We start from the raw sequence: 16,445 nt of genomic DNA on the forward strand, positions 1-16,445 counted from the left end.
GCTGAGCAATCAGCGGCTTTTTGCGTGAAGGCTTCAGAGTTGAGGGCTGCCCTGTGACAACTGCAAAACGCTACGACAACTACATCAATGGCGAATGGGTCGCCGGTGCCGATTACTCGGCCAACATCAACCCGTCCGAACTGAGCGACACCATCGGCGACTACGCCAAGGCTGACCTGACTCAGGTTCACGCGGCCATCGACGCCGCTCGCGCCGCGTTCCCGGCGTATTCCACTTCGGGCATTCAGGCCCGTCACGATTCGCTGGACAAAGTCGGCACGGAAATCCTCGCCCGTCGCGAAGAGCTCGGCACGCTGCTGGCCCGTGAAGAGGGCAAGACTCTGCCGGAAGCAATCGGCGAAGTGACCCGCGCCGGCAACATTTTCAAGTTCTTCGCTGGTGAATGCCTGCGCCTGTCCGGCGACTACGTGCCGTCGGTACGTCCGGGCGTCAACGTTGAAGTTACCCGCGAAGCGCTGGGCGTGGTCGGTCTGATCACTCCATGGAACTTCCCGATTGCCATCCCGGCGTGGAAAATCGCCCCGGCCCTGGCCTACGGCAACTGCGTCGTGCTCAAACCTGCCGATCTGGTGCCGGGTTGCGCCTGGGCCCTGGCTGAAATCATCTCCCGCGCAGGCTTCCCGGCCGGCGTTTTCAACCTGGTGATGGGCAGCGGCCGCGTGGTTGGCGATGCCTTGGTGCAGAGCCCGAAAGTTGATGGCATCAGCTTCACCGGTTCGGTGGGCGTTGGCCGCCAGATCGCGGTCAACTGCGTATCGCGTCAGGCCAAAGTGCAGCTGGAAATGGGTGGTAAAAACCCGCAGATCATTCTCGACGACGCCGACCTCAAGCAAGCGGTCGAGCTGTCGGTACAGAGCGCGTTCTACTCCACTGGCCAGCGTTGCACCGCGTCGAGCCGCTTGATCGTTACCGCCGGCATTCACGACAAATTCGTCGAAGCCATGGCTGAGCGCATGAAGTCGATCAAGGTCGGCCACGCGCTGAAAGCCGGCACCGACATCGGTCCGGTGGTATCTCAGGCGCAGCTGGAACAGGACATGAAGTACATCGACATCGGCCAGTCCGAAGGTGCGCGTCTGGTCAGCGGCGGTGGTGTGGTGACGTGCGACACCGAGGGCTACTTCCTCGCGCCGACGCTGTTTGCCGACAGCGAAGCGTCGATGCGTATCAGCCGCGAAGAGATCTTTGGCCCGGTGGCCAACATCGTTCGCGTGGCCGATTACGAAGCCGCGCTGGCGATGGCCAACGACACCGAGTTCGGTCTGTCTGCGGGCATCGCGACCACGTCGCTGAAGTACGCCAACCACTTCAAACGCCATTCGCAATCCGGGATGGTGATGGTCAACCTGCCGACCGCCGGCGTCGATTACCACGTTCCGTTCGGTGGGCGTAAAGGCTCATCCTATGGCTCCCGCGAGCAAGGCCGCTATGCGCAAGAGTTCTACACGGTCGTGAAGACCAGTTACATCGGTTCCTGATACACGCAACACCCCTGTAGGAGCTGCCGAAGGCTGCGATCTGTTGATCCTGATTTCGGGCGTCACGGATGGCGCTGAAGATCAAAAGATCGCAGCCTTCGGCAGCTCCTACAGAGGACACCCGAATTACCAAGGGCACCCCGCAAAACGGGGCGCGTGGAATACCGGGACCAAAGAAGCTTCACCCGCGCATAAAAATAATCAGTGGGAGTACATCTACATGCAATCGACTCAAAAGCCGACTCACGTCCGCTATTTGATCCTGCTCATGCTGTTTCTGGTGACCACGATCAACTACGCCGACCGTGCCACGATCGCTATTGCCGGCTCCAGCCTGCAAAAGGATCTGGGCATCGACGCCGTCACCCTCGGCTATATTTTCTCCGCATTCGGTTGGGCGTACGTGGCCGGGCAAATTCCCGGTGGCTGGTTGCTCGATCGCTTCGGCTCGAAAAAAGTCTATGCCCTGAGCATTTTCACCTGGTCGCTGTTCACCGTGCTGCAAGGCTTCGTCGGTGAGTTCGGCATGTCCACGGCAGTGGTTGCGCTGTTCATGCTGCGCTTCCTCGTAGGCCTGGCCGAAGCGCCATCGTTCCCCGGAAATGCGCGCATCGTCGCTGCATGGTTCCCGACCGCAGAACGCGGCACCGCCTCGGCGATCTTCAACTCGGCGCAATATTTCGCCACCGTGTTGTTCGCGCCGCTGATGGGCTGGATCGTCTACAGCTTCGGCTGGGAGCACGTGTTCATCGTCATGGGTATCCTCGGCATCGTCTTCTCGATGGTCTGGCTCAAAGTCATCTACAGCCCGCGCGAACACCCACGCGTCAACGAGGCTGAGTTCAAGCACATCGCTGACAACGGCGGCATGGTCGACATGGATCAGAAGGGCAAGAAGTCCGACGGTCCGAAGTGGGATTACATCCGTCAACTGCTGACCAACCGCATGATGCTGGGCGTGTATCTGGGCCAGTACTGCATCAACGGCATCACCTATTTCTTCCTGACCTGGTTCCCGGTGTATCTGGTGCAAGAGCGTGGCATGACCATTCTCAAGGCTGGTTTCATCGCCTCGTTGCCGGCAATCTGCGGTTTCATCGGTGGCGTGCTTGGCGGGGTGATTTCCGACTACCTGCTGCGCAAGGGCCACTCGCTGACCTTCGCCCGCAAGGCGCCGATCATTGCCGGTCTGCTGGTTTCGAGCAGTATCGTTGCGTGCAACTATGTTGAAGTGGAATGGATGGTCGTTGGCTTCATGGCCCTGGCCTTCTTCGGCAAAGGCGTTGGTGCACTGGGCTGGGCGGTGGTTTCCGACACCTCGCCAAAACAGATCGCTGGTCTGAGCGGTGGCCTGTTCAACACCTTCGGCAACATCGCTTCGATTACCACGCCGATCGTGATTGGCTACATCATCAGCTCCACCGGTTCGTTCAAATGGGCGCTGGTGTTCGTCGGTGCCAACGCACTGGTCGCGGTGTTCAGCTATCTGGTGATCGTCGGCCCGATCAAACGTGTGGTCTTGAAAGAGCCGCCAACCAAGGGCGGCAATGAAGTCACCGGTAATTTGTCTCAAGCGCATTCCTGAGGAGCGGCGTCATGCAGTTGATTGAACATTCCGACTCGCCGCGCTACATCCGCCTGCACGAGCGGGACAACGTTGTAGTGGTGGTCAACGATCAGGGCGTACCGGCCGGTACCGAGTTTGCCGACGGCCTGGTAACCGTGGATTTCGTGCCGCAGAGCCACAAGGTCACCCTGGAGGATATTCCCGAAGGCGGCCCAGTGATTCGTTACGGGCAGATCATTGGCTATGCGTTGCAGCCGATCCGTCGTGGCAGTTGGGTCAAGGAAGATCAACTGCGCATGCCGACCGCGCCGCCGCTGGACAGCTTGCCGCTGTCCACCGATGTGCCGGACGCGCAGGCTCCGCTGGAAGGCTTTACCTTCGAAGGTTATCGCAACGCCGACGGCACCGTCGGCACGCGCAACATTCTCGGTATCACCACCACGGTGCAGTGCGTCACCGGCGTGCTCGATCATGCGGTCAAGCGCATCAAGGAAGAACTGCTGCCGAAATACCCGCACGTCGATGACGTGGTTGCACTGACCCACAGTTACGGCTGCGGTGTGGCGATCACTGCCACCGATGCCTACATCCCGATTCGCACTGTGCGCAATCTGGCGCGCAACCCGAACCTGGGTGGCGAGGCACTGGTGATCGGTCTGGGCTGCGAGAAATTGCAGGCCGCGCAGGTGATGCACGAGGACGACGCCTCGGTGGATCTCAGCGATCCGTGGCTGTACCGCTTGCAGGATTCCAGTCACGGTTTCACCGAAATGATCGAGCAGATCATGGAACTGGCGGAAGTGCGCTTGAAGAAACTCGACCAGCGCCGTCGCGAAACCGTGCCGGCCTCCGAGCTGATTCTGGGCATGCAGTGCGGCGGCAGCGATGCCTTCTCCGGGATCACCGCCAACCCGGCGCTGGGTTATGCCTCGGATTTGCTGCTGCGTGCCGGGGCGACGGTGATGTTTTCCGAAGTCACCGAAGTGCGCGATGCGATCTATCTGCTGACCTCTCGCGCACAAACGCAAACCGTCGCCGAAGAGCTGGTACGGGAAATGGACTGGTACGACCGTTACCTGGCCAAGGGCGAGGCCGATCGCAGTGCCAACACCACGCCGGGCAACAAGAAGGGCGGGTTGTCGAACATTGTCGAGAAGTCGCTGGGCTCCATCGTCAAATCCGGCAGCAGCGCGATCAACGGCGTGCTCGGCCCGGGCGAGCGTTTCAAGCAGAAGGGCCTGATTTTCTGTGCGACACCGGCCAGTGATTTCGTCTGCGGCACGCTGCAACTGGCGGCGGGGATGAACCTGCACGTATTCACCACCGGTCGCGGCACGCCTTATGGGCTGGCGATGGCGCCGGTGGTCAAGGTCTCGACGCGGACAGAACTGGCGCAGCGCTGGCCGGATCTGATCGATATCGATGCCGGACGTATCGCCACCGGGCGCGCGACCATCGAGGAGCTGGGTTGGGAGTTGTTTCACTATTACCTGGATGTTGCCAGTGGCAAGCAACAGACCTGGGCGGAGAAGCACAAGTTGCACAACGACATCACCCTGTTCAACCCGGCGCCGATTACCTGATGGTTTGGGGGTAGGTCAAAAGCTACCCTCACCCCAGCCCTCTCCCGGAGGGAGAGGGGGCCGACCGAGTTGTCTTGCGCCATACATTGACCCGACAAATCGGGTCGATTATGGATTCGGCGATGTCATTTCAGGTCGGTGGAATCATTGAAGATCCCGCGATCGGTTCCCTCTCCCTCTGGGAGAGGGCTAGGGTGAGGGGCTTTTGCTTTATCATTGGCATCCAACGACGCTCACCCAAGGCTCCCCGGCATGCTGGCAATCTTTCTCGAAACCCTGAACATCACCGCGCCGGTGTTTGCCATGCTGTTTCTCGGTGTGCTGCTCAAGCGCATCAACTGGATCAACGACAACTTTATCCACACGGCTTCGTCACTGGTGTTCAACGTGACCATGCCGGCGCTGCTGTTTCTCGGCATCCTCCACGCGGACCTGCATGCCGCGCTGCAACCTTCGCTACTGATCTACTTCTCTCTCGCCACCCTGGTGAGTTTCGCCGTGGCCTGGGGTTGGGCGATTTTCAAGTGTCCGCGGGAAGATCGCGGCATCTACACCCAAGGTGCGTTTCGCGGCAACAACGGCGTGATCGGTCTCGCGCTCGCCGCGAGCATGTACGGTGACTACGGAATTTCCCTCGGGGCGATTCTCGCGGCGCTGGTGATCCTGTTTTACAACACGCTGTCGACCATCGTGCTGGCGGTGTACAGCCCGGTGATCAAGTCCGATCCGTGGAGCATCTGCAAAAGCGTGTTCAGCAATCCGCTGATCATCAGCGTGATTTCGGCGGCGCCGTTTGCCTATTTCAAGATCGGTTTGCCGGGCTGGCTGGAAACCTCCGGCCAGTATCTGGCGCAGACCACCTTGCCGCTGGCGTTGATCTGCATTGGCGGCACGCTGTCGCTGGTGGCGTTGCGCAAGAGCGGCAAGATGGCACTCAGTTCCAGCCTGGTGAAGATGGTCGGCTTGCCCGTGCTGGCGACGCTGGGCGCGTGGTTGTGGGGCTTTCGCGGGGCGGAACTGGGGATTCTTTTTCTCTATTTTGGTAGCCCGACGGCAGCGGCGAGTTTCGTCATGGCGCGGGCGGCGCAGGGCAATCATGAGTTGGCAGCGGCGATTATCGTGCTGACCACGTTGATGGCGGCGATTACCACTAATGTCGGGATATTCGTTTTGCAGTGGGGCGGGTGGATCTGAGGCCAGATCAAAAGATCGCAGCCTCCGGCAGCTCCTACAAGAGACCGCATTTCCATGTAGGAGCTGCCGCAGGCTCGGGCCGCGTTCGGACGATCTTTAGCTTTTCTGGTAGGTATCGATCACTTCCTGCGCCGCGCGAAACGCATCGATCGCCGCGGGCACGCCGGCGTACACCGCGCAATGCAGCAACGCTTCGCGAATTTCGTCTACCGTACAGCCGTTGTTCAGCGCACCGCGCACGTGGCCTTTCAATTCCTGCGGACACTTCAACGCAGTCAGCGCTGCCAGAGTAATCAGGCTGCGGGTTTTCAGTGGCAGACCATCACGGTTCCACACACCGCCCCAGGCGTGCTCGTTGACGAAATCCTGCAACGGCTGAGTGAACTCGGTGGCATTGCCCAATGCGCGATCAACGAAGGCATCGCCCATGACCTGACGACGGATTTCAACCCCGGATTGCTTCGACTCGCTCATGGCATATCACTCTTGTGGTGTTGGCGGCGCCAGGCGCGGATTGACGTGAACAGCAAGAACGTCAGCAGCGTCGGCAGGACATAAAACAGCATCAACCGCTCCAGTTTGCCGGCCAGCGGCATGCCGGTGGTGAACGACACCACGTGCAGCCCGTAGACCAGATACAAACCGAGCAGCAACAGGCCTTCAGCGCGGGTCACGCGGTAGCCGGAATAAAACACCGGCAGACACAGCGCGGCGACGCCGAGCATCACCGGCAAATCGAAATCCAAGGCGTTGGGCGAGACCGACAGCGGCGTCGGCGCGATCAGCGCGGTAAGACCCAGCACGCCGAGCAGATTGAACAGATTGGCGCCGATCACGTTGCCCACGGCGATGTCGCGCTGGCCGCGTAGCGCGGCGATCAACGAGGTCGCCAGTTCCGGCAGCGACGTGCCCACAGCCACCACGGTGAGGCCGATCACGCGTTCGGAAAAGCCCAGGTCCGTCGCCACCACCACGGCCGCGCCGAGCAGCAAATGCCCGGCAAACACCAACATCGCCAGACCGCCGACGATCATCAGCAAACTGCGAACCCAGGAGACTTGCGCGGTTTGCGCCTGCGGCGAATGCGGACGCGTCGAGTGCCGTGACTGACGCAGCAGCAAACCGAGGTAGAGCGCCAGGGCACCGAGCAAGAGAATACCGTCGAAACGACCGATCTCTTCGTTCCAGGCCAGGACGAACACCAGCAGGCTGGCGCCGATCATCAGCGGGATATCCAGTCGCACCAGTTGCCGTGACACGCGCAACGGGATGATCAAGGCTGACAGGCCGAGAGTGACAAGGATGTTGAAAATGCTGCTGCCGACCACGCTGCTGACGGCAATGTCGGGGTTGTGCGCCAGCGCCGCCTGCACACTGACCGTCATCTGCGGCGCACTGCTGCCAACGGCGACAATCGTCAGGCCGATTATCAGCGGGCGCACGTGCAGACGTTCGGCCAAACCCACAGCGGCGCGCACCATCAGCTCGGCGCCGAGAATCAGCAGGCCGAGGCCGGCGAGCAGCTCGATGATGTTAATCAGCGGTAGATCGGCTAATCCGAAAATGGTCGGCGCTCCATCAGTCGAGGGCCTGCACGCGCACCCGTGCGGTGCCGCTGCGCAACATACCGATATCGTCGGCGGCTTCGCGCGACAAATCAATCAGCCGACCACGGGTGTGCGGGCCACGGTCGTTGATACGGACCACAACGGATTCATCGTTTTTCAGATTGGTGACCTTCACCCGTGTGCCGAACGGCAACTGGCGGTGGGCAGCGGTCAAGGAATGCTGGTTGAACGCTTCGCCGCTGGCGGTGCGCTTACCATGGTGTTTGGCTCCGTAATAGGAGGCGACGCCGGTCTGGTCGTAACCGTGCGGGTCGATGACGTCGTTGCTGGCGCAACCGGCCAGCAGAGAGAGCAGGGCGCAGCTGAGGAACAGACGCTTCATTCAAAGGCTCCACAAAACAAATGTGGAAACAACCCGGTATGGGGATGAGCTTCTGTGGCGAGGGGATTTATCCCCGATGGGGCGCGCAGCGGCTCCAAATTCCAAGTACACAGGAATTGGGACTGCTTCGCAGCCCGTCGGGGATAAATCCCCTCACCACAAAATCCGTCCAGCCACAGAGGATTATTCCCACAGGGGATGGAGCCAGGCTTTGAGTCTGGCTCCATTTTCATCAGCCTTCGAGCTTGCTTTTCAGCAGTTCGTTCACCTGCTGCGGGTTGGCTTTGCCTTTCGACGCTTTCATCGCCTGACCGACGAAGAAGCCGAACATCTTGCCGCGCTTGGCTTCGTCTGCCGCACGGTACTGTTCGACCTGCTCAGCGTTGGCCGCGAGCATTTCATCGAGCACGGCCGAGATCGCACCGCTGTCGGTAACCTGCTTCAGACCGCGCTTTTCGATGATCTCGTCAGCACTGCCTTCGCCGTTGGCCATCGCTTCAAATACCACCTTGGCAATTTTGCCGGAGATGGTGTTGTCCTTGATGCGCTGCAGCATGCCGCCCAATTGCTCGGCGGACACTGGCGATTCGTCGATGTCCAGGCCTTGCTTGTTGAGCAAGCTGCCCAACTCGACCATCACCCAGTTTGCCGCCAGTTTGGCGTCGCCACCGATGGCCGCGACTTTCTCGAAGTAATCCGCCTGCTCTCGACTGGTCGCCAGCACGTTGGCATCGTAGGCCGACAGACCGAACTGGCTCTGGAAACGCTCGCGCTTTTGCGGCGGCAGTTCCGGCAAGGTGGCGCGCACCTCGCCGAGGAACGACTCTTCGATAACCACTGGCAGCAGGTCCGGATCGGGGAAGTAACGGTAATCGTTGGCTTCCTCTTTCGAGCGCATCGGACGGGTCTCGTCCTTGTTCGGATCGTACAGGCGGGTCTGCTGGATCACTTTGCCGCCGTCTTCGATCAGCTCGATCTGGCGCTGGATCTCGGAGTTGATCGCCTTCTCGATGAAGCGGAACGAGTTGACGTTTTTGATCTCGCAGCGGGTGCCGAATTCAACCTGGCCTTTCGGACGGATCGACACGTTGCAGTCGCAACGCAACGAGCCTTCGGCCATGTTGCCGTCGCAGATGCCGAGGTAGCGCACCAGCGCGTGGATCGCCTTGACGTAAGCTACGGCTTCCTTGGCGCTGCGCATGTCCGGCTCGGAAACGATTTCCAGCAGCGGCGTGCCGGCACGGTTCAGATCGATGCCGGTGGCACCGTTGAATTCTTCGTGCAGGCTCTTGCCGGCGTCTTCTTCCAGGTGCGCGCGGGTGATGCCGACGCGTTTCACCGTGCCGTCTTCCAGGGCGATGTCCAGGTGGCCCTTGCCGACGATCGGCAACTCCATCTGGCTGATCTGATAGCCCTTGGGCAGATCCGGGTAGAAATAGTTTTTACGGGCGAACACGTTGTGCTGACCGATCTCGGCGTCAATCGCCAGACCGAACATCACCGCCATGCGCACCGCTTCCTGGTTCAGCACCGGCAGCACGCCGGGCATGCCCAGGTCGATCAGGCTGGCCTGGGTGTTCGGCTCGGAACCGAAGGTGGTGGAACTACCGGAAAAGATTTTCGATCGGGTGGTGAGCTGAGTATGAATCTCCAGCCCGATCACGACTTCCCATTGCATGTGTGTCTCCTCAGAAGCCGGTTGGGGTGCGGGTGTGCCAGTCAGTGTTCAACTGATACTGGTGCGCAACATTAAGCAAACGGCCTTCCTGGAAATACGGCGCGAGCAACTGCACGCCCACCGGCAGACCGTTGACAAAACCGGCCGGCATCGACAGACCTGGCAGGCCTGCGAGGTTGGCGGTGATGGTGTAGACGTCTTCCAGATAGGCAGCAACCGGGTCGCTGTTCTTCGCGCCGAGTTTCCACGCCGGGTTCGGCGTGGTTGGGCCGAGAATGATGTCGACTTCGTTGAAAGCCGCCATGAAATCGTTTTTCACCAGACGACGGATCTTCTGCGCTTTCAGGTAGTAGGCGTCGTAGTAACCGGCGGAGAGCGCGTATGCACCGACCATGATCCGGCGCTGCACTTCAGGGCCGAAGCCTTCGCCACGGGAGCGTTTGTACAGATCGATCAGGTCTTTCGGTTGCTCGCAACGGTGGCCGAAACGCACGCCATCGAAACGCGACAGGTTCGAAGAGGCTTCTGCCGGGGCGATCACGTAATACGCCGGAATCGCGTGCTGCATGTTCGGCAGGCTGATTTCCTTGATCACCGCACCGAGCTTCTGCAACTGCTGGATGCTGTTCTGGATCAGCTCGGCGATGCGCGGGTCGAGACCGGCGCTGAAGTATTCCTTCGGCACGCCGATGCGCAGGCCTTGCAGCGAGTCGCCGAGACTGGCGGAGTAATCCGGCACGGGCTCATCGATGCTGGTGGAGTCGTTCTGATCGAAGCCGGCCATACCTTGCAACAAAATTGCGCAGTCTTCGGCCGTGCGCGCCAGCGGCCCGCCCTGATCGAGGCTGGAGGCGTAAGCGATCATGCCCCAGCGCGAAACGCGACCGTACGTCGGTTTCAGACCAGTGAGATTGGTGAACGCCGCTGGCTGACGGATCGAGCCACCGGTGTCGGTGGCGGTCGCCGCAGGCAGCAGGCGAGCGGCGACGGCGGCTGCCGAACCACCGGACGAGCCGCCCGGTACATGTTCCAGGTTCCACGGGTTTTTCACCGCGCCATACCAGCTCGACTCGTTGGCCGAACCCATGGCGAATTCGTCCATGTTGGTTTTGCCCAGAGTCACGGCGCCGGCGGCAGCCAGTTTCGCGACCACGGTCGCGTCGTACGGAGCCTTGAAGTTGTCGAGCATCTTCGAGCCGCAGCTGGTGCGAATGCCCTGGGTGCAGAACAAGTCCTTGTGAGCGATCGGCGCGCCAAGCAGGGCGCCGCTCTCACCGTTGGCGCGGCGCGCATCGGCGGCTTTCGCCTGCTCGAGGGCCAGCTCTTCGGTGAGGCTGATGAAACTGTTGAGCTGCGGATCAAGCTGGGTAATACGCGCCAGCAGGACTTTGGTCAGCTCTTCGGAGGAAAACTTTTTATCGGCGAGACCGCGGGCGATCTCGGCCAGAGTCATTTGATGCATTGCAGGCTCTTTCCCTTTAGTCGATGACTTTCGGAACCAGATACAGGCCGTTTTCGACCGCTGGTGCGATGGACTGGTAGGCCTCGCGGTTATTCGTCTCGGTCACGACATCGGCGCGCAGGCGCTGACTGGCTTCCAGCGGGTGCGCCAGAGGTTCGATACCGTCGGTATCGACCGCCTGCATTTCGTCGACCAGCCCGAGAATGCTGTTGAGGGCGGAAGTGATATGTGGAAGATCGGCATCATCGAGGCCAAGGCAGGCCAGATGCGCGATTTTTTCCACGTCGGAGCGTTCTAGCGCCATCGGGATTCTCCTGTGGAAAACAGAACGGACGTCGTCCGTGTGTTAGATTGTCGGAACACTACCGCACTTCTACGGTCATAAGGCCGCGATTGTGGGGCTTGGTGCACAGAAAAGCGGCCAATTTAACATATTGGCGCCTTGCCCAAAATCCCTGTCGTTGTTAGAGTTTGCCGCACTTTTTTACCCACGCGTTGCCTAGGGTCCCTTTCCCATGTTCAAGAAACTGCGTGGCATGTTTTCCAGCGATCTTTCCATTGACCTGGGCACTGCCAACACCCTTATTTACGTGCGCGAGCGCGGTATCGTCCTGAATGAGCCATCGGTTGTGGCCATTCGGACACACGGTAACCAGAAAAGTGTCGTCGCTGTCGGCACCGAGGCCAAGCGCATGCTCGGCCGTACGCCGGGCAACATTGCTGCCATTCGTCCGATGAAGGACGGCGTGATCGCCGACTTCAGCGTCTGCGAAAAGATGCTGCAATACTTTATTAACAAGGTTCACGAAAACAGCTTTCTGCAGCCCAGCCCTCGTGTGCTGATCTGCGTTCCATGCAAGTCCACCCAGGTTGAGCGTCGTGCCATCCGTGAATCGGCCCTCGGTGCCGGTGCCCGTGAAGTGTTCCTGATCGAAGAGCCGATGGCGGCTGCGATCGGTGCCGGTCTGCCGGTTGAAGAAGCGCGCGGTTCGATGGTCGTGGACATCGGTGGTGGTACCACTGAAATCGCCCTGATCTCCCTGAACGGCGTGGTTTACGCCGAATCCGTACGGGTCGGCGGCGACCGTTTCGACGAAGCGATCATCACCTATGTGCGCCGTAACTACGGCAGCCTGATCGGTGAATCCACCGCCGAGCGCATCAAGCAGGAAATCGGTACGGCCTACCCGGGCGGCGAAGTTCGCGAAGTCGACGTTCGCGGTCGTAACCTGGCCGAAGGCGTTCCACGCGCATTCACCCTGAACTCCAACGAAGTGCTGGAAGCTCTGCAAGAGTCGCTGGCAACCATCGTTCAGGCGGTGAAAAGCGCTCTGGAGCAATCGCCCCCGGAACTGGCTTCCGATATCGCCGAGCGCGGCCTGGTGCTGACAGGTGGTGGCGCGCTGCTGCGTGACCTCGACAAGTTGCTGGCTCAGGAAACCGGTCTGCCGGTGATCGTCGCCGAAGATCCGCTGACCTGTGTGGCTCGCGGCGGTGGCCGTGCATTGGAAATGATGGATAAGCACACCATGGATCTGCTCTCGAGCGAATAAGTCGCCGAGTGCAATACGTGGGTGAGCGCGCGCAGGCAGCACTTTGCAGTGCTGCCTGTTGGCGTTTATCTTCTGTCAGTCTTCATCCAGGCCGGTTTGATGCCGTATGAATAAACAGAACATTTGCCTGGGAGGAGCGGCTTATTAAACCGCTTTTCGCCAAAGGCCCTTCGTTGGGCGTGCGCCTGTTGGTGCTGGCCGTGCTGTCGGTCGCGCTGATGGTGGTCGATGCCCGTTTCGAGCTGCTCAAGCCCGCGCGCAAACAAGCATCGCTGGTGCTGATGGACGCCTACTGGATCACCGATCTGCCCGGCCGCTTGTGGGAAGGGATCGCCAGTCAGTTCGGCAGCCGTACCGAGCTTGTCGCCGAAAACGAAAAACTCAAGACCGAGAACCTGCTGCTGCAGGGGCGCATGCAAAAGCTTGCCGCCCTCACCGAGCAGAACGTTCGGCTGCGCGAGTTGCTCAATTCCTCCGCACTGGTCAACGAAAAGGTCGAAGTGGCCGAGTTGATCGGCATGGACCCGAACCCGTTCACTCATCGCATCATCATCAATAAAGGTGAGCGTGATGGCGTGGTGCTTGGTCAGCCGGTGCTCGACGCGCGCGGCTTGATGGGCCAAGTGGTGGAGTTGATGCCGTATACGTCGCGGGTATTGCTGTTGACCGACACCACTCACAGCATTCCTGTGCAGGTCAATCGTAACGGCTTGCGCGCGATTGCCAGCGGCACCGGTAACCCGGAGCGCCTGGAATTACGCCATGTTGCCGACACGGCGGACATCAAAGAGGGCGATCTGCTGGTCAGCTCCGGCCTCGGCCAGCGCTTCCCCGCGGGTTATCCGGTGGCAACGGTGAAGGAAGTGATCCACGATTCCGGTCAGCCGTTTGCCATCGTCCGCGCGGTGCCGACCGCAGCTTTGAATCGCAGCCGTTACTTGCTGCTGGTGTTCAGCGACAATCGCACCGCCGAAGAGCGTGCCAATGACGCGGCGCAGGCGCAGGAACAGCTCGATGCCCACGGCGGCGGTCCGATGTTGCCGGCCAGCGTGCCGAAGCCTTTGATCATGCCTGCCACACCGGCGACGACTGCTGCTACGCCGACCGCGGAAGCGGCAGCGCCCGCAGCCACACCTGCCGCTACACCGGCGAAACCCGCCGCGAGCAAACCGCCCACCACCGCACCGGCCGCTGCCAAGCCGCCGGCCGCGAGCAAACCACCGGTGAAACCGCCGGCAACCACGGGGGGACGCGAATAATGGTCGGTGCCAAAGCTTCCGGAAACGGCTGGATGATCTGGCTGACGTTCGTCGTCGGTATCCTGCTCAGTGTTTCGCCGTTACCGATTTTCATGGAAATCCTTCGTCCGCTGTGGCTCGCCTTGCTCGTGACCTTCTGGGCGCTGTATATGCCGCATACGGTCGGCATGGTCACGGCGTTCTGCCTGGGGCTGGCCGAAGATGTGCTGCAGGGCGATCTGCTTGGCCAGAACGCGCTGATCCTGACCTTGATCACCTTCCTTGTTCTGTCGTTGCAGCAGCGGCTGCGCATGTTTCCCATGTGGCAGCAGTGTCTGGTCATCCTGGTCATCTTCGGCCTCGCGCAACTGGCGCAGCTGTGGCTGAGCGCTTTGACCGGTAATCGCCAGCCAACCCTTGCGCTGGTCCTGCCGGCGTTGGTCAGTGCCTTGCTCTGGCCGTGGGTCAGCTTCGCCCTTCGCGGAATGTGCCGACGCTACAGAATCTACTGACCGGAAGCAGGGCACTGAACAGGGAGATGTTTTGATGAAACGGCTTTACCTCGCTTCCGGATCGCCACGTCGCCGCGAGCTGCTGACGCAGATCGGCGTGGCGTTCTCCGCTATCAGTGCGGACATCGATGAAACCCCATTTTCCGAAGAATCGCCCTCGGCCTACGTCGAACGCCTCGCGCGTGGCAAGGCCGAAGCTGGCCGGTGCACGGTCGTGTCCGACGCACCATTCTGCGTGCTGGGCGCTGACACCGCTGTGGTACTCGACGGAAAGATTCTCGGCAAACCGGTGGACGAAGCTGACGCATGCGCCATGCTGATGATGTTGTCGGGTAGGGAGCACGAAGTGCTGACCGCCATCGCCGTGCTCGAGGGCGAACGCTGCGAGTCGCGGGTGGTACGCAGTCTTGTGCGGTTTCGGCCGATCAGCCGCGAGGAGGCCGCTGCCTATTGGGCGAGCGGCGAGCCGCGCGACAAGGCCGGCGGTTACGGCATCCAGGGCCTCGGTGGCGTGTTCGTCGCCGGGCTCAACGGCAGCTATTCGGCGGTGGTCGGCCTGCCTGTTTGCGAAACCGCAGAACTGTTGGGCCATTTCGGCATACCCTGTTGGCAAAACCTGAACGCGCAATAAGCGGCGTACGAATCCAGATGCGGCCACTATCGTGAACATGCCTGAACGAGATCCTGCCATGAGTGAAGAGATTCTGATCAACATCACGCCGATGGAATCGCGCGTGGCGGTGGTCGAAAACGGTGTGCTGCAAGAGGTCCACGTCGAGCGCACGCAAAAACGCGGGATCGTCGGCAACATCTATAAAGGCAAGATCGTCCGAGTATTGCCGGGGATGCAGGCGGCGTTTGTCGATATCGGTCTGGATCGTGCTGCGTTCATTCACGCCGCGGAAATTTCCCTGCGCGAAGGCCCGGCCGTGGAGAGCATCAGTTCGCTGGTGCACGAAGGCCAGAGCCTGGTAGTGCAAGTCACCAAGGACCCGATAGGCTCGAAAGGTGCGCGCCTGACTACGCAGTTGTCGATCCCGTCGCGTTATCTGGTGTACATGCCACGGACTGCTCATGTCGGCATTTCGCTGAAGATCGAAGACGAAGCCGAGCGCGAACGCCTCAAGCAAGTGGTCAGCGATTGTGTGGCCAAAGAAGGCATCAAGGAGGCGGGCGGTTTCATTCTGCGCACGGCGGCCGAAGGCGCAGGCGCTGACGAAATCCTCATGGACATCCGCTACCTGCGTCGTCTCTGGGATCAGATCAACGAACAGATCAAAACCATCGCCGCGCCTAGTGTGATCTATGAAGACCTCGGCCTGGCTCTGCGCACGCTGCGAGATCTGGTCAACCCGAAGATCGAGAAGATCCGCATCGATTCCCGGGAGACGTTTCAGAAAACCACGCAGTTCGTCGCCGAACTGATGCCGGAAATCGCCGATCGTCTTGAGCACTACCCCGGCGAGCGTCCTATTTTCGACCTGTACGGTGTCGAAGACGAAATCCAGCGAGCGCTGGAACGCAAGGTGCCGCTAAAGTCCGGTGGTTATCTGGTGATCGATCCTGCGGAAGCCATGACCACCATCGACGTCAACACCGGCGCTTTCGTTGGCCATCGCAATCTCGAAGAGACCATTTTCAAGACCAATCTCGAAGCGGCCACGGCCATTGCCCGGCAGCTGCGACTGCGTAATCTGGGCGGGATCATCATCATCGATTTCATCGACATGGAAGATGAGGAGCATCAGCGCCAAGTGCTGCGCACGCTGGAAAAACAGCTGGAGCGTGATCACGCCAAGACCAACATCATCGGCATTACCGAGTTGGGCCTGGTACAGATGACGCGCAAGCGCACCCGCGAAAGTCTCGAACAAGTGCTGTGTGAACCGTGCAGCAGTTGTCAGGGCCGCGGCAAATTGAAGACCGCCGAAACCATCTGTTACGAGATTTTCCGGGAGATTCTGCGCGAGGCTCGAGCCTATCAGGCCGAAGGCTACCGCGTGTTGGCGAACCAGAAAGTCGTCGATCGCTTGCTCGACGAAGAATCCGGTAACGTCGCCGAGCTTGAAGGGTTCATCGGCCGCACCATACGCTTCCAGGTGGAAACCATGTATTCCCAGGAACAATATGACGTGGTGTTGCTCTGAACCCCGGCATCACACCTTTTTCACCGCGGCTGGCCTCAGCTTTTCGCAGTATTTTTGCCATG

At 60.3% G+C, this 16,445-nt stretch carries 15 protein-coding genes; 9 read left to right on the forward strand and 6 right to left on the reverse strand.

The annotated features are described in order from the left end of the window. The first annotated feature begins 53 nt into the window (after nucleotides 1-53). From EL257_RS04450 to EL257_RS04465, 4 genes are all read left to right on the forward strand, one after another. The gene (locus EL257_RS04450) at nucleotides 54-1,499 is read left to right on the forward strand and encodes an aldehyde dehydrogenase family protein (protein WP_126360162.1); all 1,446 of its coding nucleotides are present in this window, start codon (nucleotides 54-56) and stop codon (nucleotides 1,497-1,499) included. 220 nt (nucleotides 1,500-1,719) lie between these two features. Continuing rightward, nucleotides 1,720-3,084, forward strand: coding sequence for an MFS transporter (locus tag EL257_RS04455; RefSeq protein ID WP_126360164.1), 1,365 nt, complete (start codon nucleotides 1,720-1,722; stop codon nucleotides 3,082-3,084). Nucleotides 3,085-3,095: 11 nt separating this feature from the next. After that, the gene (gene garD / locus EL257_RS04460; protein ID WP_126360165.1) at nucleotides 3,096-4,649 is read left to right on the forward strand and encodes a galactarate dehydratase; all 1,554 of its coding nucleotides are present in this window, start codon (nucleotides 3,096-3,098) and stop codon (nucleotides 4,647-4,649) included. Nucleotides 4,650-4,901: 252 nt separating this feature from the next. After that, entirely contained in the window at nucleotides 4,902-5,843 is a 942-nt protein-coding gene (locus tag EL257_RS04465; RefSeq protein WP_126360167.1) for an AEC family transporter, read from the forward strand. A 96-nt stretch (nucleotides 5,844-5,939) separates the two neighbouring features. Here the strand turns inward: EL257_RS04465 and EL257_RS04470 are convergent, their stop codons facing one another. From EL257_RS04470 to gatC, 6 genes are all read right to left on the reverse strand, one after another. Next, entirely contained in the window at nucleotides 5,940-6,317 is a 378-nt protein-coding gene (locus EL257_RS04470; RefSeq protein WP_126360169.1) for a carboxymuconolactone decarboxylase family protein, read from the reverse strand. Continuing rightward, a complete protein-coding gene (locus EL257_RS04475; protein ID WP_126367998.1) occupies nucleotides 6,314-7,375 on the reverse strand; it encodes a calcium/sodium antiporter in 1,062 nt (353 codons plus the stop codon). Before EL257_RS04475 ends, EL257_RS04470 begins: the two co-directional genes overlap by 4 nt. Nucleotides 7,376-7,421: 46 nt before the next feature. Next, the gene (locus EL257_RS04480; RefSeq protein ID WP_126360171.1) at nucleotides 7,422-7,793 is read right to left on the reverse strand and encodes a septal ring lytic transglycosylase RlpA family protein; all 372 of its coding nucleotides are present in this window, start codon (nucleotides 7,791-7,793) and stop codon (nucleotides 7,422-7,424) included. A 232-nt stretch (nucleotides 7,794-8,025) separates the two neighbouring features. After that, nucleotides 8,026-9,471 (reverse strand): Asp-tRNA(Asn)/Glu-tRNA(Gln) amidotransferase subunit GatB, encoded by a 1,446-nt coding sequence (gatB, locus tag EL257_RS04485; RefSeq protein ID WP_122595164.1) that lies wholly within the window; start codon nucleotides 9,469-9,471, stop codon nucleotides 8,026-8,028. A 10-nt stretch (nucleotides 9,472-9,481) separates the two neighbouring features. Then, nucleotides 9,482-10,933 (reverse strand): Asp-tRNA(Asn)/Glu-tRNA(Gln) amidotransferase subunit GatA, encoded by a 1,452-nt coding sequence (gatA, locus tag EL257_RS04490; RefSeq protein ID WP_126360173.1) that lies wholly within the window; start codon nucleotides 10,931-10,933, stop codon nucleotides 9,482-9,484. A gap of 16 nt (nucleotides 10,934-10,949) precedes the next feature. After that, complete coding sequence (gene gatC, locus EL257_RS04495; protein WP_126360175.1) at nucleotides 10,950-11,237, reverse strand: Asp-tRNA(Asn)/Glu-tRNA(Gln) amidotransferase subunit GatC; 288 nt, start codon at nucleotides 11,235-11,237, stop codon at nucleotides 10,950-10,952. Nucleotides 11,238-11,448: 211 nt separating this feature from the next. Between gatC and mreB the strand changes: the two genes are divergently transcribed. From mreB to rng, 5 genes are all read left to right on the forward strand, one after another. Then, the gene (mreB, locus tag EL257_RS04500) at nucleotides 11,449-12,486 is read left to right on the forward strand and encodes a rod shape-determining protein MreB (protein WP_002555108.1); all 1,038 of its coding nucleotides are present in this window, start codon (nucleotides 11,449-11,451) and stop codon (nucleotides 12,484-12,486) included. Nucleotides 12,487-12,665: 179 nt separating this feature from the next. Continuing rightward, nucleotides 12,666-13,745: a rod shape-determining protein MreC gene (mreC, locus tag EL257_RS04505; protein WP_232013093.1), complete on the forward strand. Its 1,080-nt coding sequence runs from the start codon at nucleotides 12,666-12,668 to the stop codon at nucleotides 13,743-13,745. Beyond that, a complete protein-coding gene (gene mreD / locus EL257_RS04510) occupies nucleotides 13,745-14,236 on the forward strand; it encodes a rod shape-determining protein MreD (RefSeq protein WP_126360179.1) in 492 nt (163 codons plus the stop codon). The genes mreC and mreD overlap by 1 nt, the downstream gene beginning before the upstream one ends. Before the next feature lie 34 nt (nucleotides 14,237-14,270). Further along, nucleotides 14,271-14,867 (forward strand): Maf family protein, encoded by a 597-nt coding sequence (locus tag EL257_RS04515; RefSeq protein ID WP_126360181.1) that lies wholly within the window; start codon nucleotides 14,271-14,273, stop codon nucleotides 14,865-14,867. Nucleotides 14,868-14,925: 58 nt separating this feature from the next. Continuing rightward, entirely contained in the window at nucleotides 14,926-16,383 is a 1,458-nt protein-coding gene (gene rng, locus EL257_RS04520) for a ribonuclease G (RefSeq protein ID WP_126360183.1), read from the forward strand. Nucleotides 16,384-16,445 lie beyond the last annotated feature (62 nt).

This window comes from Pseudomonas fluorescens (assembly GCF_900636825.1).
In the GTDB taxonomy this organism is placed as follows: domain Bacteria; phylum Pseudomonadota; class Gammaproteobacteria; order Pseudomonadales; family Pseudomonadaceae; genus Aquipseudomonas; species Aquipseudomonas fluorescens_BG.